A 22,510-nucleotide genomic window follows, 5' to 3' on the forward strand; every position below is an offset into this window, starting at 1 on the left:
ACCATACTTAGCAAGAAAGGAGATAAACAATGGCAGACATTCCCGTTACGATCGTGCTTCCCTCCGGAGGTAGCCGCAATGCGGAGGTACCCTCTGAGGTGGCGGTCAAGGAGTTGATCCCCGAGTTGACGACCTCGCTCGAACTCCCCGTCACTGGTCCGGATGGTCGCCCCATGTCCTATCGCCTGGATAGCAAAGCGCTGGGTCGCGAATTGAAAGAAGAAGAGACCCTGTCCCAGGCAGGAATCCCTGAAGGCGACCGTCTGATGATGACCGCCGATGTCACCGCGGGGTAATTTCCCTGCGCGCGGACCGCTTCGCCACAAGCGGAGCGGTCCGCGCAACCTTCCACTGATTACCTTCATGAAGAGAACACCTATGCCAGCCCTTATTCGAATTGCCCCGCCCGAAGTTGGAAAGCCCGACACCACACCGCCGCCAATGGAGTTTGCCCGACGCTGGGACTCTCCCTTCGACCGCGGCGACCTTCAGCCAACCGTAGCCGTCTTTTTGAACCGGCTCGCATATTTCCGTATCACGGCTCATGCAGAGAGCGCGGAGGTGGAAGTGGGCGGCGTGTTGATCGGTCAGTGGTGTGAAGAAACACCCGGTGGCAGTCAATTTATTGTGATCAATCACATGATCCCCGCCCGCCATACCCGGCAAGGCGCGGTCTACCTGACCTTTACCAAAGACACACTGCTCGATGTTCATGATCAAATTGAAAACCTTTACCCCGGCGAAAAAATTGTGGGGTGGTATCACACCCACCCGCGCATGGGAGTTTTCCTCTCGCACTACGATACCTTCCTGCACAATAATTTTTTCCCCGACCCGTGGCAGGTGGCATTGGTTGTAGAGCCGTTTTCCTCGGTGGCTGGGTTTTTCATCCGCCAGAACGACGGTTCGCTCGACCCCACCCGTTACTTTGGGTTTTACGAAATGGATGGAGCCAATGGGCGCAGGAGCGTCGTCCACTGGCAGAACTTGCATAAACCTGAAAATGAAGACCAAGGAGGTACCCCCTATGAATAGACGAATGCGTTCCTATTACTATGCGTTACTCGGAGCATTGGGCGGATTGTTCGGCTGGCAGGTGAGCGATCAGATCGGTCTTTCGTTCTCCTCGAACCTATATCTCAGCGAAGCGGTTGTCGGCGCGCTGGTTGGCTTGTGCGTGGGGCTGTTCATCGGTCTCACCGAAGGCGCGGTCACACGCAACCCGGTGCAAGCCATCAAATCCGGAGTATTTAGCGGATTACTCGGCTCGGGCGCCGGCGCCCTTGGTTTACCGTTGAGCGAGTTTCTCTTCCAATCGGTCGGCGCGGGCATTGCTGGTCGCGCGCTGGGTTGGGGCGTGTTCGGTCTATTGATCGGTCTCGCCGAAGGCATCGTTGGCAAATCACAAGCTTGGAAAGGCATGCTGGGCGGCTCGTTGGGCGGCGTGTTGGGCGGCATCTTGCTGGAGGTAGTACACAGCCGCCTGCAAGACCCGTTAACCGGCAAAGCCGTCGGTTTGGTTTTGCTCGGCGCATCGGTAGGCGCCTTCATCTCGTTGATCGTCGTCCTGCTCTCGCGCGCCTGGCTTGAGGTGGCATCGGGCAAACTCAAAGGAACCGAGTTCATCCTCGACAAATTCATGCGCGCAGGCGGTCCCGCCGTCGCCATCGGAAGTTCGCCCCTCAAATCGGAAATCGTTTTGCCCGACCCCGATGTAGCCCCGCAACATGCCATGCTCACCGGAAACGGCGCGGCTTTCTCGCTCAAAGATATGAGTCTCGCCGGCACGTTTATCAACAACCGAAAGATCGAAATCGCGCAATTGACAAATGGACAGAAGATTCGCATGGGCAATACCGACCTGGTCTACCACGAAAGGAGATAACATGAGTAGGATCGTTCGTTTCTCTCTCAATGTGAGCCTGATTCTCACCCTGATTTTTATTCCCGCCCTGACGGTGTACGCGCAGGAGCCTGAAACCCCGCAAGTGCGCATCACGCAAGTGGACAATTCCAACTTCCCCAACGTCACCGTGTACCTCTCTGCCACGAATGCGGCAGGCGAACCCGTCGGCATAGACCCGTCGACCATCCAGATTCATGAAGACGGACAACTGATGCAGTTGACAGACGTGAGGGGCGGTGGGGAAGCGCTGGGTGGCGAGGCTATTCCCATCACCACCATGCTGGTGATCGACATCTCAGGCAGTATGGATAAGGGAAATAAGATCGGCGCCGCCAAAGACGCGGCAAAGACCTACATCAGCGGAATGCGCGCTGTTGACCAGGCAGGCGTGATCGCCTTCGATACGCAAGTGTATCGAATTCAAGAAGTCACGTCAGACAAATCCGCGCTGACCGCCGCCATCGATGGTCTGCGCACCGGCAGTGATACCGCCATGTATGAAGGCATCATGGAAGCCACCAAAGCGCTCGAAGGTATCTCGGGCCGTAAAGCGATCCTCGTTCTTTCGGATGGTTTGGATAATCAAAGCGTCGCCACGGAAGAGAGCATCGTCAGCAATGTTGGACCCAGCGGATTGACCGTCTCCGCGATCGGCTTCGGCGATCCATCGGGCACCGGGCAGGCTGGCATCGACGAAGCCGGGCTACAGTCCTTGACGAGTCGCACCGGTGGCCAATATGCCTATGTTACGGATGCCGCCACCTTGACCGCGCTGTACCAACAAACCGGCAAGGCATATCAAAGCGAATATGCGGTCACATATGTATCTCCGTTTACTTTGCGCGATGGCGTTAACCGCAACCTCTCAGTTGCGCTGACTGGAGCGCCTACAGTTGCGGAAGGGACCTACAACCCCCGGCGGCGTGTTGCCGGAAGTTACCGCTAGTTCATTACCGCTGTTCCTGTCCATTCTTGCGGGCTTGCTGGCTCTGCTATTCCTGCCCGGACTCATTGGCGGCATCGCCAACCTGGCAGGCGGAAGGAAACAAGGCTCAGGATTCGGGCTTGGCAAACAACAAGCCAAACCAGCAAGCGGACGAATCAAACTCAAATAATGTAAAAAAACGACTGGCATAAAAAACCAGTCGTTTTCTTGGAGAGGCAATTCAAAAGAGGCGGCTCGGTTGAGTCGCCTCTTTTGATGGTAGCGGGTTATGTTACGCAGCGAGCGGTCGTTCCATTTTGCGGATGACCATGACCACCTTGCCTTTGATCTCCAGTGGCTCAGACTTTTTGATGAAGATCGGCTTCATGGTGGGGTTGGCTGGTTGCAGGCGGAAGCGTTCCTTCTCTTTGAAGAAGTATTTCAAAGTTGCCTCGTTATCGCGGGGAAGCCACACAGCGACCATTTCACCGTTGCGCGCCTCACTGGCGGGCTTCATCACGACGATATCGCCGTCGTTGATCATGGCGTCGATCATGGAATCTCCCTTGACCTCGAGGGCGAAGAGATTGTCGCCCTTTTCTTTGGAAGGGAGGAGAGTCCGCGCAATATCTACGGCATTGGCTTCGTTGTCGGAGATGAAGCTGACGTTGGGGTCAAGTTCGGGGAGGGGGATGCCAGCCGCAATTGGTCCGAGAATCGGTACCCGTAGTGTGTCTGCCGAAGCGTGGTATCCGGAGACGCGCACGCCGCGCGAGATCTTGCGGTCGCGCTCGATCTTTCCCATTTTCTCGAGTTGGTCGAGGTAGTAGTTCACAACCGACGTGGATGTAATGCCGGTCTTCTCGCCGATTTCGCGGATGGAAGGCGGATAGCGATTTTCACGCTGATACGACGCAAGGAAATCCAAAATCCGTTGGTGGCGTTCGCCTAAACCTTTGCTTTTTCGAACCATCATCATAGCAACCTCCAGCCCAATTGAGGGCATTCTTCGCTCATTTGTGCTATGAATAATACCCGAACGCCTGTTCTGTGTCAAGCCCGATTTTGAAGGCGCAAGGTTACAGGCTAGATCCACGTGCGGCGGCGCATCCAGAGATACATGCCGATGGGTAAAAGCACATTGATCGCCAGCGTGATATAGAAAATGGGGTTGGTTGTCCAGTTGGTCAATCTTCCCTGGGGTTCGAAGAAGTTCATTCCAAAGAAGCCTGTGACGAATGCTAGCGGCATGAAAATGGTGGTGATGATGGTCAGGGTCTTCATAATATCGTTCATGCGGTTGTTGACCACGGAGAGATACGTATCCAACGCGCCGCCGACGAGGTCGCGCAGGTTTTCATTCAGATCGTGTAGGCGGACGAGATGGTCGTAAATATCGCGGAAGAAGATGCGGTCCTTGGGATCGATCACGCGATAATCGTCGCGGGCGAGCTTGTTCAAGACCTCGCGCTGTGGGAGGAGAATCCGCCTCATGGCGAGTAACACGCGTTTGAGGGCAAACAGCCTCTCCAGCGTTCGAGGCGAGGGTTTATCGAAGATGTGGTCTTCGAGTTCGTCGATCGCGGAGTCGATCCGCTCGACGGTGGGCATGTACCCTGCCACGAGGAAATCCATGATCTTGTAGAGCAGGTGATCGGCACCCTCTTGCACGTTACGGACATCGCGGTCGCACGACGCCCAAGTTTCATCGATGGCGGGGATTGGAAATTCGTGATGGGTAACGATATAGTTGGGTCCGAGGAAAATATCCAGTTCGTCCACATCGCTTTCCCACAGTTTGCCGTTCTCTTTCACGTCCATGTAATTCATGACGATGTAGAGGTAATTTCCCCAGTCGTCCAGTTTGGGCGAGTGGGTTTGTTGCAGAGCATCTTCGATGGATAACGAGTGAAAGCCGAAGCCCTGCAAAATGGGGAGGGAGTTTTCATCCGGCTCGTTGACGAAATCCACCCAAAGCAACGAGCGGCGATCACGGATAAGTTTTGTAAATTCCTGAGGGGGAATATCCTTGCGTATAGGCTTTCCTGGTGAGTAATATAGCGAACGGATCATGTTTTCTCCAGAATTTTCATATTTTTACGACAAATTCAATATTTCAAAACATTGTTTCATTTTATTGATTTATCCTTGACAATTTATGAATAATGGGTAAAATGCAGTTATGAATTATGAAGATCAGGATAAAAATATTGATATTTTCACCCGGTTTTCAAAAGAATCAAGATGTGTGGTTTTCTTTTGACGCCGAACCGCTCCAACTTCAGAAAGATTGATCATGTTTCAAACACAAATACAGAAAGCGATCGACACGTTCAACGAATACCCGCGGACATTCTGGAAGGTGGTTTTCATCACCTTTATTGACCGAGTCGGCGGCGCGTTGATCTTTCCGTTCTTTGCGTTGTATCTTACCAGCAAATTCAACGTTGGCATGGCAGATGTGGGCATTTTATTTGCCACCTTCTCCCTCTCCAGTTTCGCCGGGAATGCCATCGGCGGCGCATTGACAGACCGCTTCGGACGGAAGAAAATCATTATCTTTGGGCTGATTGCCTCCTCGTTCAGCCTGGTTGCCATGGGCTTTGCCGCTTCATTTCAGACCTTTTTCGCGCTCGCCCTCTTCATCGGAATTTTCACGGATGTGGCTGGACCCGCGCGCGACGCCATGGTCGCCGATATTCTTCCGGAAGAAAAACGCGCCGCGGGGTATGGCATCCTGCGGATTGCCTTCAACCTCTCGATTACGATCGGACCAGCCATCGGCGGTTTGCTTGCGGGTGTTTCCTATCTGCTGTTATTCATCTCGGATGCAGTCATTTCCCTGCTTACGGTTGTGCTGGTCGCCACTCTTTTGCCGGAAACCAAGCCGCAGCGCCATGCTGACGCTCCTCAAGAAACTGTTGCCAAGACGTTTGCCGGCTACGGCAAAGTGTTTCGTGACCTGGCTTTCATGCTCTTCCTCGGATTTGTGGTCTTGCAGGTATTGGCTTACATGAACATGAACACCACATTAGGCGTCTACTTGCGGGATCAATTTGGCACACCCCCCACCAAATACGGATTGCTCCTTAGCATCAACGCCGCAATGGTCGTACTCTTTCAATTTGCGATCACGCGCCGTGTGGAGAAATATCCGCCCATGCTGATGATGGCGTTGGGAACCTTCTTGTATGCGATTGGTTTTAGCATGTATGGATACGTTTCCAGTTATACAATGTTCATTGTCGCAATGGTTGTCATTACGATCGGCGAAATGATCACCGCGCCGGTGCAACAAGCCATCACCGCCAAGTTCGCGCCCGAAGAGATGCGCGGACGCTACATGGCGGTTGCCGGTTTGGCGTGGGGCATCCCTTTTATGATTGGACCTTACCTGGCTGGCCTGATCATCGACGGACCGCGCCCGGAACAATTATGGTACATCGCCGGTTTCATCGGCGTACTCTCCGCGTTTGGTTTCCTCAATCTCAACCGCGCAATTGCGCGCCGCCGGGGCGATCAAGCACAATCGCAGGTCATCCCTGATACGGTATAGAAAAAATCTGGAGGTTCAAAATGTATTCTGCGCCCACTCGATGCCCGGTCTGCCAATCTGAACTAGAGATCGCCCGTCTGCACTGTTCCACATGCGATACCTCCATCGAGGGTCGTTTCAGCGGCGGACCGATCGCTCACCTTACGCCCGAACATCTCGATTTCATCATCACGTTTGTCCGTTGCGAAGGCAAGATCAACCGCATGGAACAAGAACTTGACCTATCCTACCCGACCATCCGCAACCGACTGCACGAGGTGATCCGCGCGCTCGGGTATGAACCGGGCAAGGATGAGCCTGTCGAAATCACCCCGGAAAAACGGAACACTGTGCTCGAAGATCTGGAATCCGGCAAAATCTCAGCGGATGAAGCCATGCGTATGTTGCGTGGAGAGGAGCAATAAACCATGTCGCGTTCATACCCCATTTCTGGCAATACAAAAATACGAGTGGAGTTGGCTGGCGGCGATCTCAGCGTTGTCGGCTGGGAGGGGAACGAGCTGTTGGTTAAAGGGGACGATAAAGAAGTCCGCGTCGAATCGACGGGTGAGGCTGTTACCGTTTCCTCCACCGACGATCTATCCTTACGCGTTCCCCGCTCAGCGTACATCGAATTCGTCAAAGTTGGCGGGGATGTGTCGCTGCGAGGTGTCGCCGGGGGATGCGAACTCAAAGAAGTGAGCGGCGATCTGTCGGTCCGTGATGTCGGTTCGATCTCGATCGATACGATTCAGGGCGATATTTCACTATCGAATGCGCGGGGAAACGTGTTCGTCAAAAACATTCACGGCGACGCGTCTCTGCGCGAAGTGGATGGCGATGTGACGATTGAAATGCTGGCTGACGATCTCTCCCTGCGCGGGGTGCGAGGCAACTTGCGCGTCATCAACTTGCACGGCGACGCCTCCATCCATGGCGTGGACGGCAGTGTCGTTCTCGATTCGGTGGCGGACGATCTTGCCTTGCGCGGTACGCGCGGCGATGTGCGGGTCAATGTGGGGGAGGATGTGGTCGTCTACCTTGACCCGCAGTCGGAGGCTGAGTACTCCATTAATGCCGGGGAGGATATTCTAGTGGTGCTGCCGAAGAATACGAACGCCACGCTCGATATCCGCGCCGATGAAATTTACATGGATTGGAACGGCTTCCAAAACGATGATTCGACCGAGCGCGTGGTTGTGCTTGGCAATGGCGCGGCAAAGCTCTTGCTCAATGCGGGCGGGGAGGTGCGGGTTTCGAACCGCGCCGACGCCGGCGAATCAGCCGACGAGTGGGGCAACTTTGCGGGCCTGAACTTCGACTGGTCCGATTTTGGCGAACGCATTTCACGCAAGGTGGAGCAGGCTACGGCGCGCGCAACCAAACGGGCAGATGAAGCGGTGCGCCGGGCGGAGCGTCACGCGGCGCGGCAGGCTGGTCATGCAAAAAGAGGGTTGGTCATCGGTCGTTGGAATTGGGATTTCAAAGGCGCGCCGAAACCGCCGGTTCCTCCCGAACCTCCCTCTGAACCGGTTTCAGAGGAGGAACGCATGGCGATTTTGAAAATGCTCGCCGAGAAAAAGATCACCGCCCAGCAAGCCGAGGAACTGTTGAACGCCCTCGATGGAGGTAAATAATGTCATCGGAAGAACGCCAGAAGATTTTGCAAATGGTGGAAGAGGGGAAGATCTCTGCCGAAGATGCCGCGAGCCTGATGCGCGCCCTCGATGAGGACGCGGAAGACGCCGGGGCTGAGATGGAAGTCATCCAGCCCGAACCAAGCTCAGGCTGGGAGAACGACGCGTCGGGCGAGACGAGGCGAACCGCGGCTCCCGAGTTCGATCAGATCAAAATGCGGGCGCGTCGCTTCGCGTTGATCCCGTTGTGGGTGGGTGTTGTTGTCACTGTGTTTAGCGCATGGGCGATTTATGCTATTCAGCAAAATGCCGGCGTAAATTTTTGGTTTTACTGCATGATTCTTCCATTGATGTTGGGCGTGTTGTTGATCGCGCTCGGTTCGGGCGGGCGCTCTGCGCGCTGGATTTATGTTGATGTGGATCGCCGCGACGCGAAGCCCGGTGATGGACCGCGGCGTATCACGTTGGGTCTTCCCGCGCCGCTGGGCTTGTTGGGTTGGTTCTTCAGCACGTTTGGTCAGAACATCGAAGGCATGGGTGAAGGCAAAGGCAGGGCAATTGCGCATCTGATGGAAGCCGCCATGACCTCCGACGAGCCGTTGATGGTCAACGTGGACGATGACGATACGCATGTGCAGGTTTATATTGGCTAGGAGTTGAAATGACAGATGTTGTAAAAAAACAACCGTTGTTGAGCGGCTTGCTAATTTTGTTCCTCACCGCGATGATCTTTGCGAACATCGGTGGGAACATGTATGATGGCTTGTTGCCGTTGTACTTGAAGGATTTGAAGGCGTCGATTCCTCAGATCGGTTTGTTCTTCACGCTTTCACAAGTTGTGCCGCTGTTGTTGCAAATCCTCGGCGGATGGGTCTCTGATTCGCTCGGGCGCTTGCGCGCCATCGCCATCGGAAGCGTGTTCGGCGTGATCGGTTTCATTCCGCTGGTGTTGGCAGATACCTGGCACTGGCTGTTGCTGGCGGCGGCTGTCGGTTCGGTAGCGCGCGCGCTGGTGGGACCGAGTTTCGACGCGTTCATTGCGGAACATTCCACAGAGGAGAATCGCGGCAAAGTATATGGCGTTTCGCAGGCGATCTTTATGATTGTGATGGTTGTCGGTCCGCCGGTGGGCGCGTGGTTGGCTGGTTCTTATGGATTCAAATTCATGTTGCTCACTGCGGGTATCTTTTACTTGATCGGCGCGGTGATGAGAATCGGGATGGCGCGCGAAGCCGCGAAGGGACAGACCTCCAAGCCGACGCTGTCTCTCGCCGGGTTGAAATCGAACCTCGGCGCAATGTTCGGCTTGATCTTCTCTGGCGGACTCATGACATGGATTTTGATCACCGATGGTTTCCGCGATGTCTCGTTTCAACTCTCAGGGAACTTGTTCCCGGTCTACATGCAGGATTTCGGCCGCTTGAGTATTCAGCAGATCGGCTGGGTCAATTCATTATTCGGCTTGAGTATGATGTTGACCATGATTCCCGGCGGCTGGCTTTCGGATAAAGTAGGCGAGCGCGTGGGGATTGCCTCTGGTATGATTCTGATGGCGGCCGCGTTGTTTCTTTTGATCAACATCCCGCAGGGAAATTCGGCATTGTATTTCATAGGTTGGGGCATGGCAGGAACGGGAGTCGGTCTCATGTCTCCCGCCTATCAATCGTTGATCAGCAAATCTGTGCCGCAACATTTGCGCGGAACGGCGTTTGGATTGTTCAGCACCAGCTTGGGCATCGTTTCGCTCCCCGCCCCGTGGATCGGCGCGCAATTATGGGATCGTGTCAGCCCGCAATTCCCGTTTACAATCACCGCGATCGCCCTGTTGTTGACGGTCGTTCCGATCTGGTTGAAGTTCAAACTTCCAAAATTGGAGACGTCGGCAACTACAGCGGAAGAACCTGTCAAAGAATCTACCCTCACCCCTGAACTGGGGTCGTAACGGAGGTCGTCATGGCATCGACAGAAGAACGAATGAAAATTTTGAAAATGATCGAGGAAGGCAAACTCAGCGCGGAGGAAGGGACGAAACTGCTCGCGGCGTTGAGCGCCAAACGTCCGCTTGCGCCTCGCGCGCCGGGGATGCCTGGCGGCGCCAAGTGGCTGAGGATCCGCGTCACCGACACGCGCACGGGCAGGTCGAAGGCTTCGGTGCAGATCCCGCTCGCGTTGGTAGACGCGGGTCTGAAGATCGGCGCGCATTTTGCCCCCGAGGTGGAAGGCGTCGATATGTCCAACGTGATGGAAGCCATCCGCTCGGGCATGACCGGCAAGATCATCGACGTGACCGACGGAGAAGACGGCGAACACGTGGAGATTTACGTCGAGTAGCCGGAGCAACTTCAATCGAGGAGAAACGCGCATGGCGAACACATCCAACCGCCCAAGCGGCATGTTCGGTTTTACCATCGTCTGGATCGGGCAGATCGTCTCGGTGCTTGCCAGTTCGATGAGTCAGTTTGCGTTGACCATCTACATGTTCAATGAGACCGGCAGCGCGCTCGCGATGGGGACGATGCAGGTGTTCTTCATCACGCCATTTTTATTGATCTCACCGCTCGCCGGTGTGTGGGTGGACCGCTACAACCGCAAGATGATGATGATGGTCAGCGACGTTGGCGCAGGCATTGCCACAATGATCATCTTGGTGTTGCAAGCGCTGGGAATCCTTGAATATTGGCACTTGTATGGCGCGTCTATTATTTATGGGTTGAGCATGGCATTCCAATGGCCCGCCTATTCCGCCGCAATTTCCACAATGATATCGAAGGAACAACTGGGCAAGGCAAACGGCATGATGTCGCTGATCGAAGCGGGACCCCAGGTGATTGCGCCAATTTTGGCTGGCGCGTTATTGCCCATGATTACGCTCACGGGCGTCTTGTTTCTGGATGTGATCACTTTTTTGTTTGCTATAGGCGCGTTGATGGTTGTCCATATTCCGCAACCAGCGCGGTCGGAAGAAGGGATGAAATCGCAGGCTGGAGGAATTCTCAGCGAAGCCGCGTATGGGTTCAAATATATCTTTGCCCGCCCCAGCCTGTTGGGTTTGCAGATGGTTTTTTTCTTTGGGAATCTCTTCGCGGGCATCGGCTTTACCGTTCTCGCGCCCATGATCCTGACGCGCGCGGGCGGCGATAGCCTGGCGTTCGGAACGGTTCAATCGGCGGGAGCCATTGCCGCTGTGGCGGGAGGCGTTCTCATGAGCGCGTGGGGCGGATTCAAACGCCGCGTGCATGGCGTGCTCTTCGGTTGGATTCTCTGCGGGGTGGGCATGGCAATCGCTGGGTTTGCCGGAGGGTTGCCCGTTTGGATCGTGGGTATTGCGCTGGCGTCGCTTTTTAGCCCGCTGGTGAACGCATCCAACCAAGCCATCTGGCAATCGAAAGTTTCATCCGACCTGCAAGGGCGCGTTTTCTCTGCCCGCCGTTTAATTGCATGGCTTACCAATCCCATCTCTCCGCTCATCGGCGGCGCGCTTGCAGACTTTGTGCTTGAACCCGCCGCAATGGCGGGGACCGGTTTGCCTTCCGCGTTATCCGACCTCGTTGGCGCGGGAGCGGGAGCCGGGATGGGAACTTTGATCGTTTTCTGCGGGCTGGCTTCCGCATTGACCGGTCTGGCTGGTTACTTTTTCAATTCCATCCGCAACGCCGAAACCATTTTGCCTGACCACGACAGCCTTGCAAGGACAGACGGGCAGATGGCTTGACGCCAGTTAAATTTTACAAGGAATTTACAACGAACAACCCTGGTCAAGGGTTGTTTTCTTTTTTGGGCTGTGTTATTCTCCCGCTCAGATGTCATTATCGAATTGGGCTTTGCCCTTCCAGCGTCCGCGGGGACTGCGAGGGATCTTCATCATCTGGTTTGGGCAGATGGTTTCCGGAACCGCCTCCGCCATCGCTTTTTTTGCGCTCCCCGCGTGGATCTTGAGCAACACCGAATCGAGCGGCAACGCTCTCGGCTCGTGGGAGTCGTTGTACTTCGCCTCCTACCTTGTTGTCATCCTTTTTGCCGGCGTATTTGTTGACCGCTATCCGCGTAAAGCTATGATGCTGGTGTACGATGTGCTCTCGCTCATTGCGGCAGTGCTTTTGTTGGTCTTTGAGCGAGCGGGGACTCTTTCCATCTGGCATCTGTATCTGGCGGGGATGTTACAAGGGATCGGCTATGCTTTCCAATCGCCATCCTACTCTGCGGCGATCACCACAATGGTATCGAAAAAATATTTTGTGCGCGCCAACGGTTTCCTTGCCCTGCTCGATAGCGCGCCCGGCATTATTGGGCCCTTGCTCGCCGTGTTCCTGTTTCGGTCCATTGGGTTGGCGGGCATCCTGGTCGTCAACCTGCTCTCGTACGCCGTTTCCATCACAGCGTTGTTAAGCGTCGACGTTCCGCTAACCCCGCACACCGAGGAAGGGGAGCGCGCGCAACACGGTTTCCTCAAAGAAGCGATGTACGGCATCCGTTATATTTTTCAACGCCCGGGCTTGTTGGGTGTAATGCTCATTTTCTTCTTTGGAAACTTTTTCTCCGGGGTTGCGCTTTCGGTCACATCCCTATTCACCATGGTCTCGCTCCGCACAGGCGGCGACCCCAGTTCGGCGGGCACGGCGCAATCTGCCGCGGCATTTGCCGCGCTGGCTGTAGGAATTGTCCTCACCACCCTCGGCGGGATTCGACGCCCGGTGCGCGCTATTATTTTGGGCTGGGTGTTGTCGAGCCTGTTCGGGCTGTCGCTTCTGGGCATCGGAAAAATATTGGTCTTCTGGGTAATCGCCGCCGTTGTCGATGCGGCATTCGAACCGATGGTCAATGTTTCGCTAGATTCTTTCCTGCAAGCGAAAGTTCCCCCCGACGTGCAAGGACGCGTCTTTGCTGCCAGTGAATTTTTAGCGCAAGCCATGATACCTCTTACGCCCCTTGTGGCTGGTTTTTTAGGCGAAGGAATCTTTGAACCCGCCATGCAAGCGGGCGGACAACTCGCGCGCTACTTCGGCTGGATCGTCGGCACGGGGCCCGGTTCCGGCTTCGGCTTGATGATCTTCCTCTGTGGCATGGCTGGCACGCTAGTGGGACTCTCCGGTTACTTCGTTCGCGCCATCCGCGATGTGGATGTGATCCTGCCCGATTTCGATACCCTGCCGAAGATCCCAAACCCTGTTCAGCCTGAAATCCCCGCTAAAAAGAAACGCGCCGCAAAACCCCGCCCGAAAAAATAATGCTGATTTGATTTCCGTAACGCGACATTCATGTCGCTCTTTCTCGAGACCACCACACCTTGATGGATGAACAGCATAAAATCAAACAGGCTGAAGACTCTAGACTCCTCAGCCTGTTATTTTTCATGTGCGAGTTAGCAACACCCGCCGCCACAGCCACTACCGCCGCAACAGGTTTCGTCACAGATCACGTCCAGTTCCATATCGTTCACCTCCTTTCGTGGATGATTTTTCCAAGGGAAATCACTTGGGCTTGTAAGCGGTAATCTTCGCGCTGTAGACCGCCCGATACACTGCCTCGCGCGGATATTGATTCACGTCCAATTTCATTTCATCGAGCGCGGAATCCACAGTTTCTTTATCGAAGAACACCGGCGTAACCGAAACATCCGTGAAGCCGACGGCTTCCATCATGCCGATATATTCGCCCGCTTGCACGGCGCCTGCCACGCATCCCGCCCACGCGCTCAGGCTTTGTTTTACCGCCTCAGGTAATAGACCCTCGGTGACAATATCTGAAACCGCCAGTTTGCCGCCGGGCTTGAGTACGCGGAACGTTTCGGCGAAAACTTTCGACTTGTCCGGTGAAAGATTGATCACGCAATTCGAGATGATGACATCCACCGTGTTCGATTCGACGGGCAAGTCTTCGATGTATCCCTGTCGGAATTCAACGTTGGTGAGGTTCATCCGCTGCGCACTGGATTTGGCGCGTTCGATCATTTCAGGCGTCATGTCCACGCCGATCACATGACCGGTCTCGCCGACTTTCTTCGCCGCAAAAAAACAATCCAGCCCCGCGCCGGAGCCGAGATCGAGGACGACCTGTCCCGCTTGCAGAGACGCGAGCGTGATTGGGTCGCCGCATCCGTAACTGACAGCCGTTTCGCCTTCGGGAAGGGTCGTGAGCAATTCGGCGGGGTAGAGGGCGCTCTCGGATGTGGAACAGCAAGCCGAGCCGCCTCCGCAACAGGAAGCGTTGCTCTTGATCCGTTCCGCGTAATGCTCGCGGACGGCATCGTGAATGGAAGTATTCGTAGTCATTTTGTCTCCTTGTATCGAAGCCTATCTATATGTTTTTGCATAATAAACGGGATGCCGCCTGGGATGGCATCCCGCGTTTAGCTTTGAATGGTCTGTTTAACGGTCAGCGTGGTCTCCGATTCGGGCGCGAACTTGAGCATGATCTGACCACAGCACACGGCGATACGTTCCTGATAGAGTGTATAGAATGTTTGCTTGCCTTCCTCGCGGACGTTGACGAGACCGGCATCGCGCAGGATGGCGAGATGATGAGAGATGGTGGGTTGAGTGAAGCCGATTTTTTCAACGATCTCATTGACCGAGAGTTCGCGACAACAACACGCGCTCATGATCTTCTGGCGCGTATCGTCGGCGATGGCTTTGGCAAACAGGACGGGATCGAATTTCATGATGAGAACTCTCTCTGCGCGAGATTATATCGAAGGTTGTCTATTTGTCAAGTGATAAAAGACCTCCGAGGTTTTCAAAACCTCGGAGGTCTGATCGCTTACTTGCTTGTCAACACTCCCAGCCGATCCACATACTCCTCCAGCACGGCGAAGGCGTCCTCGATGGGTTGAGTAGTGGTCATATCAATCCCAGCGACGCGATACACATCCATTGGCGATTTCGATGAACCTGCCTTGAGGAAGTTGATGTGATCTTGCGCGGCGTTCGGGACTCCGTCGAGAATCCGTTTGGCGATGGCGTTCGCGGCAGAGATGCCGATGGCGTATTGGAACGAATAGAAGTCAATGTAGAGATGCGTGGTGAAAGTTCCCCACGTGATGCCGACCCGTTGACGGTCCAGATTCATTTCATTGCCATAGCCTTCGCTGAACAAGTCCGCCATGAGTTCGATCATCGAGTCTGCCGTGAGCGGCTGACCCTTTTCCACGCGCTGATGCGTTTCCAACTCGAAGCGCGCGAGCGTGGGCATGATGAAGAAGTAACGATGGAAATTGTCCATGGCTTCTTCGAGCAGGGCGGTTTGAAAATATTTGTTTTGATTCGTCTTGAGCAGATGCGCGCGCGTCATCGCTTGGTTGAAATTCGACGCGGTCTCCGAAATGATCGAAGGGTAGGTGTAATAGATCATCGGTTGAGCGCGGCTCGCATAATATGCGTGCATCGAGTGACCGAGTTCATGCGCGAGCGTGCTCATACTGCCCACATCGTCGGTGTAACTCATCATAATGAACGGATGCGTGTCGCTTGGCACGCGCGTCGAGAAGGCGCCTTGTCGTTTGCCCGCGTTGGGCGACCAATCTACCCATCGGTCATTCAGGCATCCCCGTCGCATGACGCGGACGTATTCCTCTCCCATCGGCGCGAGTCCCTCGCAGATCCAATCCACTGCTTTTTCAAATGAGACTTTGTGAGTCTTCGTTGTGAGCGGCGCCCACACATCATATGGATTCAACGTCTTCACGCCCAATGCTTTGCGGCGAATTTTCCAATACTTGTGCCAGAGCGGTAAATTCTTTTTGAAGATGTTGATGAGATTATGGAACATCTCGATTGGCACATTGCCGTTGAAGAGCGTGGCTTCGAGCGCGGAGTTAAATTTACGCGCCTTCATGTTGAACACGTTGGCTTTGATCGACGCGGTGAGATTGCTCGCCAGCGTGTTCTTTGCTTCAAGATATTTATCGTTGTAATTTTCCCACGCCGATTGACGCGCCTTGCGATCTGGCTCATTGAGGATCGCGTCGAACGTACTTTGGGTCAACTCCACTTTTTTGCCTTTGCTATTTTTCGCGGGCTTGAATTTGAAATCGGCATTCGCCAACAAACTCGCCGTGTTGCGCACCGTGCCGAACGGATCGCGCAACATGCCCATCAACTCCTCCACCTCAGCACTGCGGACGTGCGCCTGCTTGCGAAAGAGATCGTTGACAAAATGCTCGTAGACTTTCATCCGCGCCTCGGATTGGATCCACTGATGCAACTTCGCTTCACCCACCGACAGGAGTTCTGGTTCCACATAGGACGCCGCCGCGCCCACCTGAGCCAGCGCAGACATCGCCTTCCCGTTCATCGCCGCGCCCTGTTCATCGTTCGCATCCACCGAACTCGACATCGTCGCATACACGCGGACTTTCATCGAGCGTTGTTCGAGCGCGTCCATCGCGTTCATCGCTTCGAGGAACATATCCACGCTATCGCCGAGATGTCCTTTGTATTTCTGGATCGAAGGCAGCGCGTCGAGGATACTTTTCACCTCAGCATCGAATTGACTTGAGGATGCAAACACGCTTTCAGCGTTCCACGTTTGGTTCCTCTTCACTTTTGCGCGGGGTAGGGGGGCAGGCATGATGGGTCTCCTTTGTGTTTTTCAATGAGGTGATAAATTTCTCACGGTCATATCATTTGCGCTATAGTAGCTAATTTCTTTTTCTGCAACTCGAATCATTTTGCCCATATGTTTCTGTTTTGAATCTAATAACGAATGGTCGAACAAATTCCTCAGCCGTTGCGGGATTTCACGCGCGCGCGAATCGGATAGGGCAAAGCAGACCATGCAAAATTGCCCGCTGATTGCAGTCTTTCGCCAAAAATCCTGTTCGTTGATCGTGACGAAGGTGGGTTGATTTTCCTGTTGAAGGAGTTTTGGTATGGCGTCATCTTTGATGACCGTGTTAGGACGCAAGTCCGTAATGAAACAAATCGCTCCCTGATACCAGCGAGCGATCTGTTCTTCGATATTTCGACCCAACAGTTGTTCGTCGAGGACGATCATCAGGCTGTTTCCAATTGAGGCAATGACTTGACGAATTGACTGGCGATCAGTTGGATTGCTTCAATGACCGCCTCGCGCGAAATTGTATTGCGGTACCCCGCAACGATTTGGTCCATGTTCTCGCCTGCGGCTAAACGGTCTAATGTTCCAGTGATCTCGATCCGTGTGTACTTGAACGTGGGACGCCCATTACAAACCCCAGGCGCGCGGACAACGTATTCTCCAAGCGGATAGTATTGATACGGTTCGTTCCCCACGGTTTCAGTGATTAACTTTTCCATTGGGTCTCTCTTTCGCTTGGATCAAATTATAAGAATCTCTCGCGAATCATGCAAGTAGTTGATTCTCCCTGTCCTCGTGCCTGATGTTACGCGCCGTCCCGCAGGTTTGACGGGACGGCGCGTAAGGTGAGTTACAAATCCTGAAACGTCACTCGATTTTTGGCGAGGTAAAGTATCTGCCGAGGAAATCTTTCACCAGCATCCAGCCGGTCCAACAGCCGTCGATCTGTTCGCCGAGTTTGACCTCGATCCATACCGAGCCGTCTGCGAGGCGTTGTACCTTGCTAGTGTTGACGTACCAATACGTGTTCGGCATGGCGGAGGAAAGGATCTTCGTCCCGCCGGGCGCATTGCGGATGTATAACCCGTCTTTGTACGTGATCTTCACCAGCTTGAAGAAGTCCGCGCTTGGAGGCTGGGTGGGGGAGGATGGCGGAGGCGGCGGGGGATAATTCGGCGGAGGCGTGCCAGCGCCGACAGGCAGGTAGATCACTTGTCCCGCGTAAATGAGACCTGGATTCGTGATCTGCGGATTCACCGCAAGCAACGCGGCTACGCTTGCCCCGGTCTTTTGGGAGATAATGCCGATGGTGTCGCCCCATTGCACGGTGTAGGTGCCGCCATACGTCGGTTGTGAAACGGGCGGCTGGGAATATCCAGTGGGGATGTAGAGCGTCTGCCCGGCGTAGAGCCACCATCCCAGCCCGGGGTTGGCGGCGCGGATGGCGTCCACGGTGGTATCGCACGTCAGCGCGATGCCGCCGAGCGTGTCGCCCCATTGGACGGTGACGTAGGCGGGACATTGCGCCCACGCCCGCGCTCCTCCCGCCGAAGCGAAGGACGCGATCAGGAGCATGAAAACCAGCGCGATTTGAACGATTCTCTTGGTCATTGCATCTTCTCCTTGGTTGGCTCGAGCGCGGCTCTTCTCGCGCGTCGATGCTTCAAGAATACTCGAAAAGAATCTTTTTTTCAACCGAAAGATGAGGATTTTTGCTGACTCTTCATTCTCATTATGGATGTTGTAGTATCCGAGTTCCACAGGCTGATTGATGGTCTCGATCATGTTGGATGATGCTCTGTTGGGCTTGTGGCAGTACTAGACCGCCAGCCGCCTCATCAGGGAGGATGGCGCATGGCGCAAAAACCATGCGATCCATCTCCAACGACCGGGCGTGTATATCTCCTGCCGCCGTTGACGGATTCCGCGCCAGATATCCGACACTGCGGTCTCTACCGGCGCAACCCAGAAACTTGCGCCGGCATTTTGAAGCATGTCGGTGGAAATAAAACCCGGTTTTACGGTCAAGATATGCACGCCATATCGGGACAGGCGATTCCGAAGCGATTCGAGATAGGTGTTGAACGCAGCTTTCGATGTGTTGTAGGCAGGCGCGCCGCTTCGTCCGCGCTCGCCGCCGACCGAGCTGATGCCTACGATCTGCCCGCGGCCTTGCGATTGAAAATAGGCGGCCGCCTGATTGAGCCATGCCATCGCGCCGAGAATGTTGGTTTGCATGACCTCCATATCTTTCGAAAAATTGAACTCGTGTTTTCCTGTGGGGATTAGAACTCCCGAGTTGAAGACGATCAAATCCAATCCGCCGAGGAGTTCGATGGCTTGTAGAAAGTCCATCGGAACGGAATCGAAATCGGTAACATCGTGAACGATGAAGCGAGCAAGTCCTTCCCGAATCTCGGATCGAATGCGCTGACAAAGCGTTTTGAGTTTCTCTTCGCGCCTCGCCAGCAAAACGAGTTGATATCCCTCGCGGGCGAGTGTGAGCGCCAGTTCCGCGCCGATACCGCTGGAAGCGCCGACGATAATCGCGCGTTTCACTTTCATATTTTGCATTGTGATTTCCTAGATCATGATGAGTGGGGTAAGCAGATCGTATACCATCCCGATGATGATCGCGCCGGCGACTAATGTCCCGAGCACGATGGCGATCACACGCCAGCGGGCAATGGTGAGCGCGCCGGTCAGCGCGCCTATGGACGTGCCTGCGCCCGTGATCAGGAATGCCAGCGCTGCCCCCTCGCTCATGCCCGAATCCATGAAGGCGCGGACGATTGGCATGGAAGCCTCGGTATTGAGATAGAAAGGAATTCCGAGTAATGCCGCGAGTGGAATGCTGAAGGTCTCTCCGGAACCGAAAACATTTTGAATCCAGTCTTGCGGAATCAACTCGTTCAGAAAATAGCCAATGAAGGAGAAGCCAAAGAACATCAATGCTAATTTCCACGACACCTCAAAAAATTCACGCAAAGTCGCCCGAACAGTGACCTTTGGTTTGCCGGGGCGGGGAAGTGGCTCAAGCGCTGGCGAGGCAGTTTCACGTTGGGAAGAGAGGCGGGCTTGATCCTTCAGCCAGCCGCGCGATTCGACAAATCCGGCGAATGCTCCGCCAGTCAATCCCAAAATGATGGAGGATGCCATGAAGGCAATGGCGAATGGCCAGCCAAACAACCCAGCGCTATAGATCATTTGTTGAGGAGAGGTCAGCGGAGATGCGACAAGGAACGCCACAATGGGCGCCCATGGAATGGTGGAAGCCATCATGCCGAGAACCACAGCTGTGGTGCCGCACGAACAAAATGGGGTAGCCACAGCGAGCGCGGTGGACATAACGACACTGTTACGTTGGTTGCGTTTGAGGAAGGCCGCCACGCGGTCTTGGTCTATGAAGAGTTTGAGCGCCACACTGATGACAACGCTCAATAAGAGAAGGGGCCAAAGACCGAAAAAGGTCTCTGTGGCTTTACTGAAGGCAAACTGAGATGTTTCGAACAGGTTCATGGGTGAAGTCCTTTATATAGATGTATGTCTATGTGTAATGGCAAAAAAATAGCCCGACACGCGCCTCTGAGCCTTGCGTGTCAGGCAGGAAAGGCAAAGCGCGTTCAGAAGTGGTCCGTCGTTCGCGGCGTTTCGGATTTGCGCCTGCATTTGCAGAACCCGCAAAGCGATGCGCCGCGGGTTAATAGAAAAAGCAACCCTCTTTCCATGGTTCCTCCTTTTCTAAAAATTTTGCAGAATCTTCCCGTGCAATTGAACTGAAAACTTGATTAAATCCAACTCCAATGAAACATAGACAATCTTCTATATGACATTATATGGAAGTTTGTCTATTTGTCAAGGCGCTACCGAACATGCAGAATTCCGCCCTGGTCTACAGTCGGCTTCGTGGACCAATTCCTTGGAGAACCGAACCATTTACTTGTAATATGATCTCATGTGCCAATCAAGGATTCATTTGCCCGTTCAGCCATGTATGGATGGCGTTCTCTATTTCCTCGGGCTTTTTCACGATCAGAAAATGATCGCTATCTATTTCCACGTAGGTTCCCAACTCTCCAACCTCCGCCGCAAATTGACGCGCCATCGCAGGTGGGACTCGTTCATCGCGCGCGCCTTCAATGATGAGAACAGGCAAACCCATCCCTCTGACACCGGTCCCGTTCGTGAAGCCGTCAATAAAGAACAAGCCGACAAGTCCGCTTTCGTTCCCCAATTCGGAAGCCAAACGCCCCATACTGAAGCCCCCATTGGAAAAACCGCCGAGATAGAATCTTGTTATACCTTGCCTTCTAAGATACTCAAAAGTACGTTTCAGGATCTGATGACCGCGCGGTTTCCACCATTGACCTGTCCATTCTGTGGATGGGCAAACGGTCATGCCGCCGATGTCTTTTACGGCTTGCGCAATTTCCCAACACTGCGCTGTGACGTTTCCCATGAAGCCGTGGAGAAAGATCACTCCAAATGTCGGCTGTTCCCGCGGCTGAATAATGACCGCATCGAAGGCGTCTGGTTGTTGAAGGTTCAGATACGTGCTGATGATAGGAGATGGGTACATGCCTTGAGTTCTCATCTCGGAGTATGCCGCCTCGAAAGCAGGGACAAGACCCTCATGCTCGCGAGTGGAATCGCCTCCAATGAAATGAAACAACTCCTCGCCAAAAATGAGAGCGTCCTGTTCGTCAATGATAGAACCCAGCCAGCGCGGACCGTGCCCTTCGGGCAGTGTGACCATGCGAATTTCGGATGACTGATTCTGCCCCATGAGAATCGATCGGGCGGCGATGACTAGACAGAATCCGAGCGCACCGGCGAAGATCAATTTCAGGGATTGTTTGTATGACAGAGGGACAGCGATCAATCCAAGCACAAGCAGTGAGCCGACGAGCAGATACAGCGCTCCCGAACTTGTTATCGGCAGTCTACAGGTTAAAACGATCAGCGTCAGCAGAGGCGGCGCAAGAAGAATACCCAGCAGGCGGAGCGCATAGGGAAAAATCGGTCGCATCAATCCACATCTCAATATTTTCGACAAGTTCAGTAGGAGATTTTATCGTTGATCGGGTCTTGGCGTATCCGGCATAAGAGCAAGGTGGCGATGATCGATCACCATTGTTCTTATCGAAGAGTTGATGCCGCTTCGGTCTGGCGTAAATCTGCAATCAAAGGCAATGAGAATCTCAATGAACAGCTCGCCGTACGCAGAACGTCCCGAAGGTTCTCGTTAATCAAGTCTGGTTTTATCCAAACCATCGGGATGGCGCGTAATAGCAGTGAATAGTTCAAACATCTCGTCGTCTTATGATTCCCAAAACTTCATGATCCCACCGAGCCCCAAAAGGATCACCCCCAAAGCGCCTCCCGCAAGCAGAAGCAACGGTGTGAATGCTCCGCCAATTCCGCCATACAGATACGTCCACAGCCAGACCTCGCCGTTTTCGAGCAGCGCCACTTCCACATGCGCCGAATTCTCCGCAGACACGACGCAGTTCCTGCTTGAGCGCGCAACGACTTTCCCTGGCGGCGAAGAGACGCTGAATCGGCTCTGATCGTCGAGTTGGCAGGGTGTGGCATTCATGTCTTCGGTTACCTCGTCATATAACTTCCATGGCTCATTAGCCCACAGACCTCTTCTATACACGTTACTGCTTTCCGTGGCGGCAAGGATCAACCCGAAATCGGTCAATTCGATGGTGATGGCTCGTTCGGGGAGAGGTGAGAGTCGCTCCCATTTCGTCCCCAGTCCGGGGAACGCCACAGTGAAGAAGTAACAACCGAATACGATCACAATCCAAATGATCGCCACCGTCAACATGCGATTTGCCCGAGAAGCCATGTTGCGCTCGTTTCTGCCTGCCGATTGCGCAGACTCTCGCATTATATTCCATCGCCACTGTAAGGTTGCGGCCGCGCACGTGTTCATAAACACGGGC

Annotated in this window: 25 protein-coding genes; 13 read left to right on the plus strand and 12 right to left on the minus strand. The window is 54.2% G+C overall.

The genetic code is table 11. The features are described 5' to 3' along the window. Window positions 1-29 precede the first annotated feature (29 nt). The 5 genes from IPM31_08950 (at window position 30) to IPM31_08970 (ending at window position 3,021) form a co-directional block, all read left to right on the plus strand. Window positions 30-296: an EsaB/YukD family protein gene (locus IPM31_08950; protein MBK9007107.1), complete on the plus strand. Its 267-nt coding sequence runs from the start codon at window positions 30-32 to the stop codon at window positions 294-296. A gap of 82 nt (window positions 297-378) precedes the next feature. Next, the gene (locus IPM31_08955; protein ID MBK9007108.1) at window positions 379-1,035 is read left to right on the plus strand and encodes a hypothetical protein; all 657 of its coding nucleotides are present in this window, start codon (window positions 379-381) and stop codon (window positions 1,033-1,035) included. Then, window positions 1,028-1,885, plus strand: a complete 858-nt coding sequence (locus tag IPM31_08960; GenBank protein ID MBK9007109.1) for an FHA domain-containing protein — start codon at window positions 1,028-1,030, stop codon at window positions 1,883-1,885. Before IPM31_08955 ends, IPM31_08960 begins: the two co-directional genes overlap by 8 nt. A 1-nt stretch (window position 1,886) precedes the next feature. Beyond that, window positions 1,887-2,852 (plus strand): VWA domain-containing protein, encoded by a 966-nt coding sequence (locus IPM31_08965; protein ID MBK9007110.1) that lies wholly within the window; start codon window positions 1,887-1,889, stop codon window positions 2,850-2,852. Further along, window positions 2,833-3,021 (plus strand): hypothetical protein, encoded by a 189-nt coding sequence (locus IPM31_08970; protein ID MBK9007111.1) that lies wholly within the window; start codon window positions 2,833-2,835, stop codon window positions 3,019-3,021. Before IPM31_08965 ends, IPM31_08970 begins: the two co-directional genes overlap by 20 nt. A gap of 102 nt (window positions 3,022-3,123) precedes the next feature. Here IPM31_08970 and lexA read toward each other — a convergent pair whose 3' ends face one another. Then, window positions 3,124-3,810: a repressor LexA gene (lexA, locus tag IPM31_08975; protein ID MBK9007112.1), complete on the minus strand. Its 687-nt coding sequence runs from the start codon at window positions 3,808-3,810 to the stop codon at window positions 3,124-3,126. 107 nt (window positions 3,811-3,917) lie between these two features. Beyond that, window positions 3,918-4,904 (minus strand): magnesium/cobalt transporter CorA, encoded by a 987-nt coding sequence (corA, locus tag IPM31_08980; protein MBK9007113.1) that lies wholly within the window; start codon window positions 4,902-4,904, stop codon window positions 3,918-3,920. A 223-nt stretch (window positions 4,905-5,127) separates the two neighbouring features. On the opposite strand from corA, the gene IPM31_08985 reads away from it, so the two are divergent. The 8 genes from IPM31_08985 to IPM31_09020 all read left to right on the plus strand — a co-directional run bounded on the left by IPM31_08985 (window position 5,128) and on the right by IPM31_09020 (window position 13,228). Then, window positions 5,128-6,387 carry an MFS transporter gene (locus IPM31_08985; protein MBK9007114.1) on the plus strand — a complete coding sequence of 420 codons (1,260 nt, stop codon included), beginning with the start codon at window positions 5,128-5,130 and terminating at the stop codon, window positions 6,385-6,387. Window positions 6,388-6,407: 20 nt separating this feature from the next. Next, the gene (locus IPM31_08990; protein MBK9007115.1) at window positions 6,408-6,791 is read left to right on the plus strand and encodes a DUF2089 domain-containing protein; all 384 of its coding nucleotides are present in this window, start codon (window positions 6,408-6,410) and stop codon (window positions 6,789-6,791) included. Window positions 6,792-6,794: 3 nt separating this feature from the next. Beyond that, complete coding sequence (locus tag IPM31_08995) at window positions 6,795-8,003, plus strand: hypothetical protein (GenBank protein ID MBK9007116.1); 1,209 nt, start codon at window positions 6,795-6,797, stop codon at window positions 8,001-8,003. Beyond that, window positions 8,003-8,656, plus strand: a complete 654-nt coding sequence (locus IPM31_09000; GenBank protein ID MBK9007117.1) for a hypothetical protein — start codon at window positions 8,003-8,005, stop codon at window positions 8,654-8,656. The genes IPM31_08995 and IPM31_09000 overlap by 1 nt, the downstream gene beginning before the upstream one ends. 8 nt (window positions 8,657-8,664) lie before the next feature. After that, window positions 8,665-9,945 (plus strand): MFS transporter, encoded by a 1,281-nt coding sequence (locus IPM31_09005; protein MBK9007118.1) that lies wholly within the window; start codon window positions 8,665-8,667, stop codon window positions 9,943-9,945. Between the two features lie 11 nt (window positions 9,946-9,956). Continuing rightward, complete coding sequence (locus IPM31_09010) at window positions 9,957-10,334, plus strand: hypothetical protein (protein MBK9007119.1); 378 nt, start codon at window positions 9,957-9,959, stop codon at window positions 10,332-10,334. A gap of 61 nt (window positions 10,335-10,395) precedes the next feature. Continuing rightward, entirely contained in the window at window positions 10,396-11,715 is a 1,320-nt protein-coding gene (locus IPM31_09015) for an MFS transporter (protein ID MBK9007120.1), read from the plus strand. Between the two features lie 88 nt (window positions 11,716-11,803). Further along, window positions 11,804-13,228, plus strand: coding sequence for an MFS transporter (locus tag IPM31_09020; GenBank protein ID MBK9007121.1), 1,425 nt, complete (start codon window positions 11,804-11,806; stop codon window positions 13,226-13,228). 243 nt (window positions 13,229-13,471) lie between these two features. On the opposite strand, the gene arsM is transcribed toward IPM31_09020, so the two are convergent. The 10 genes from arsM to IPM31_09070 all read right to left on the minus strand — a co-directional run bounded on the left by arsM (window position 13,472) and on the right by IPM31_09070 (window position 22,413). Beyond that, the gene (gene arsM / locus IPM31_09025; protein MBK9007122.1) at window positions 13,472-14,272 is read right to left on the minus strand and encodes an arsenite methyltransferase; all 801 of its coding nucleotides are present in this window, start codon (window positions 14,270-14,272) and stop codon (window positions 13,472-13,474) included. Window positions 14,273-14,349: 77 nt separating this feature from the next. Then, a complete protein-coding gene (locus tag IPM31_09030; GenBank protein ID MBK9007123.1) occupies window positions 14,350-14,661 on the minus strand; it encodes a winged helix-turn-helix transcriptional regulator in 312 nt (103 codons plus the stop codon). A gap of 98 nt (window positions 14,662-14,759) precedes the next feature. Then, a complete protein-coding gene (gene pepF / locus IPM31_09035; protein MBK9007124.1) occupies window positions 14,760-16,568 on the minus strand; it encodes an oligoendopeptidase F in 1,809 nt (602 codons plus the stop codon). Between the two features lie 21 nt (window positions 16,569-16,589). Then, window positions 16,590-16,994, minus strand: coding sequence for a hypothetical protein (locus IPM31_09040; protein ID MBK9007125.1), 405 nt, complete (start codon window positions 16,992-16,994; stop codon window positions 16,590-16,592). Beyond that, a complete protein-coding gene (locus IPM31_09045) occupies window positions 16,994-17,275 on the minus strand; it encodes a DUF433 domain-containing protein (GenBank protein ID MBK9007126.1) in 282 nt (93 codons plus the stop codon). Before IPM31_09045 ends, IPM31_09040 begins: the two co-directional genes overlap by 1 nt. Window positions 17,276-17,423: 148 nt before the next feature. Continuing rightward, window positions 17,424-18,167, minus strand: a complete 744-nt coding sequence (locus IPM31_09050; GenBank protein MBK9007127.1) for a LysM peptidoglycan-binding domain-containing protein — start codon at window positions 18,165-18,167, stop codon at window positions 17,424-17,426. 207 nt (window positions 18,168-18,374) lie between these two features. Further along, entirely contained in the window at window positions 18,375-19,130 is a 756-nt protein-coding gene (locus IPM31_09055) for an SDR family NAD(P)-dependent oxidoreductase (GenBank protein ID MBK9007128.1), read from the minus strand. Between the two features lie 9 nt (window positions 19,131-19,139). Further along, a complete protein-coding gene (locus tag IPM31_09060; protein MBK9007129.1) occupies window positions 19,140-20,075 on the minus strand; it encodes a permease in 936 nt (311 codons plus the stop codon). Between the two features lie 445 nt (window positions 20,076-20,520). After that, complete coding sequence (locus IPM31_09065) at window positions 20,521-21,585, minus strand: alpha/beta hydrolase (GenBank protein ID MBK9007130.1); 1,065 nt, start codon at window positions 21,583-21,585, stop codon at window positions 20,521-20,523. 291 nt (window positions 21,586-21,876) lie between these two features. After that, entirely contained in the window at window positions 21,877-22,413 is a 537-nt protein-coding gene (locus IPM31_09070; GenBank protein ID MBK9007131.1) for a hypothetical protein, read from the minus strand. Window positions 22,414-22,510 lie beyond the last annotated feature (97 nt).

Source organism: Candidatus Defluviilinea gracilis, from assembly GCA_016716235.1.
GTDB classification, from domain to species: Bacteria; Chloroflexota; Anaerolineae; order Anaerolineales; family Villigracilaceae; genus Defluviilinea; species Defluviilinea gracilis.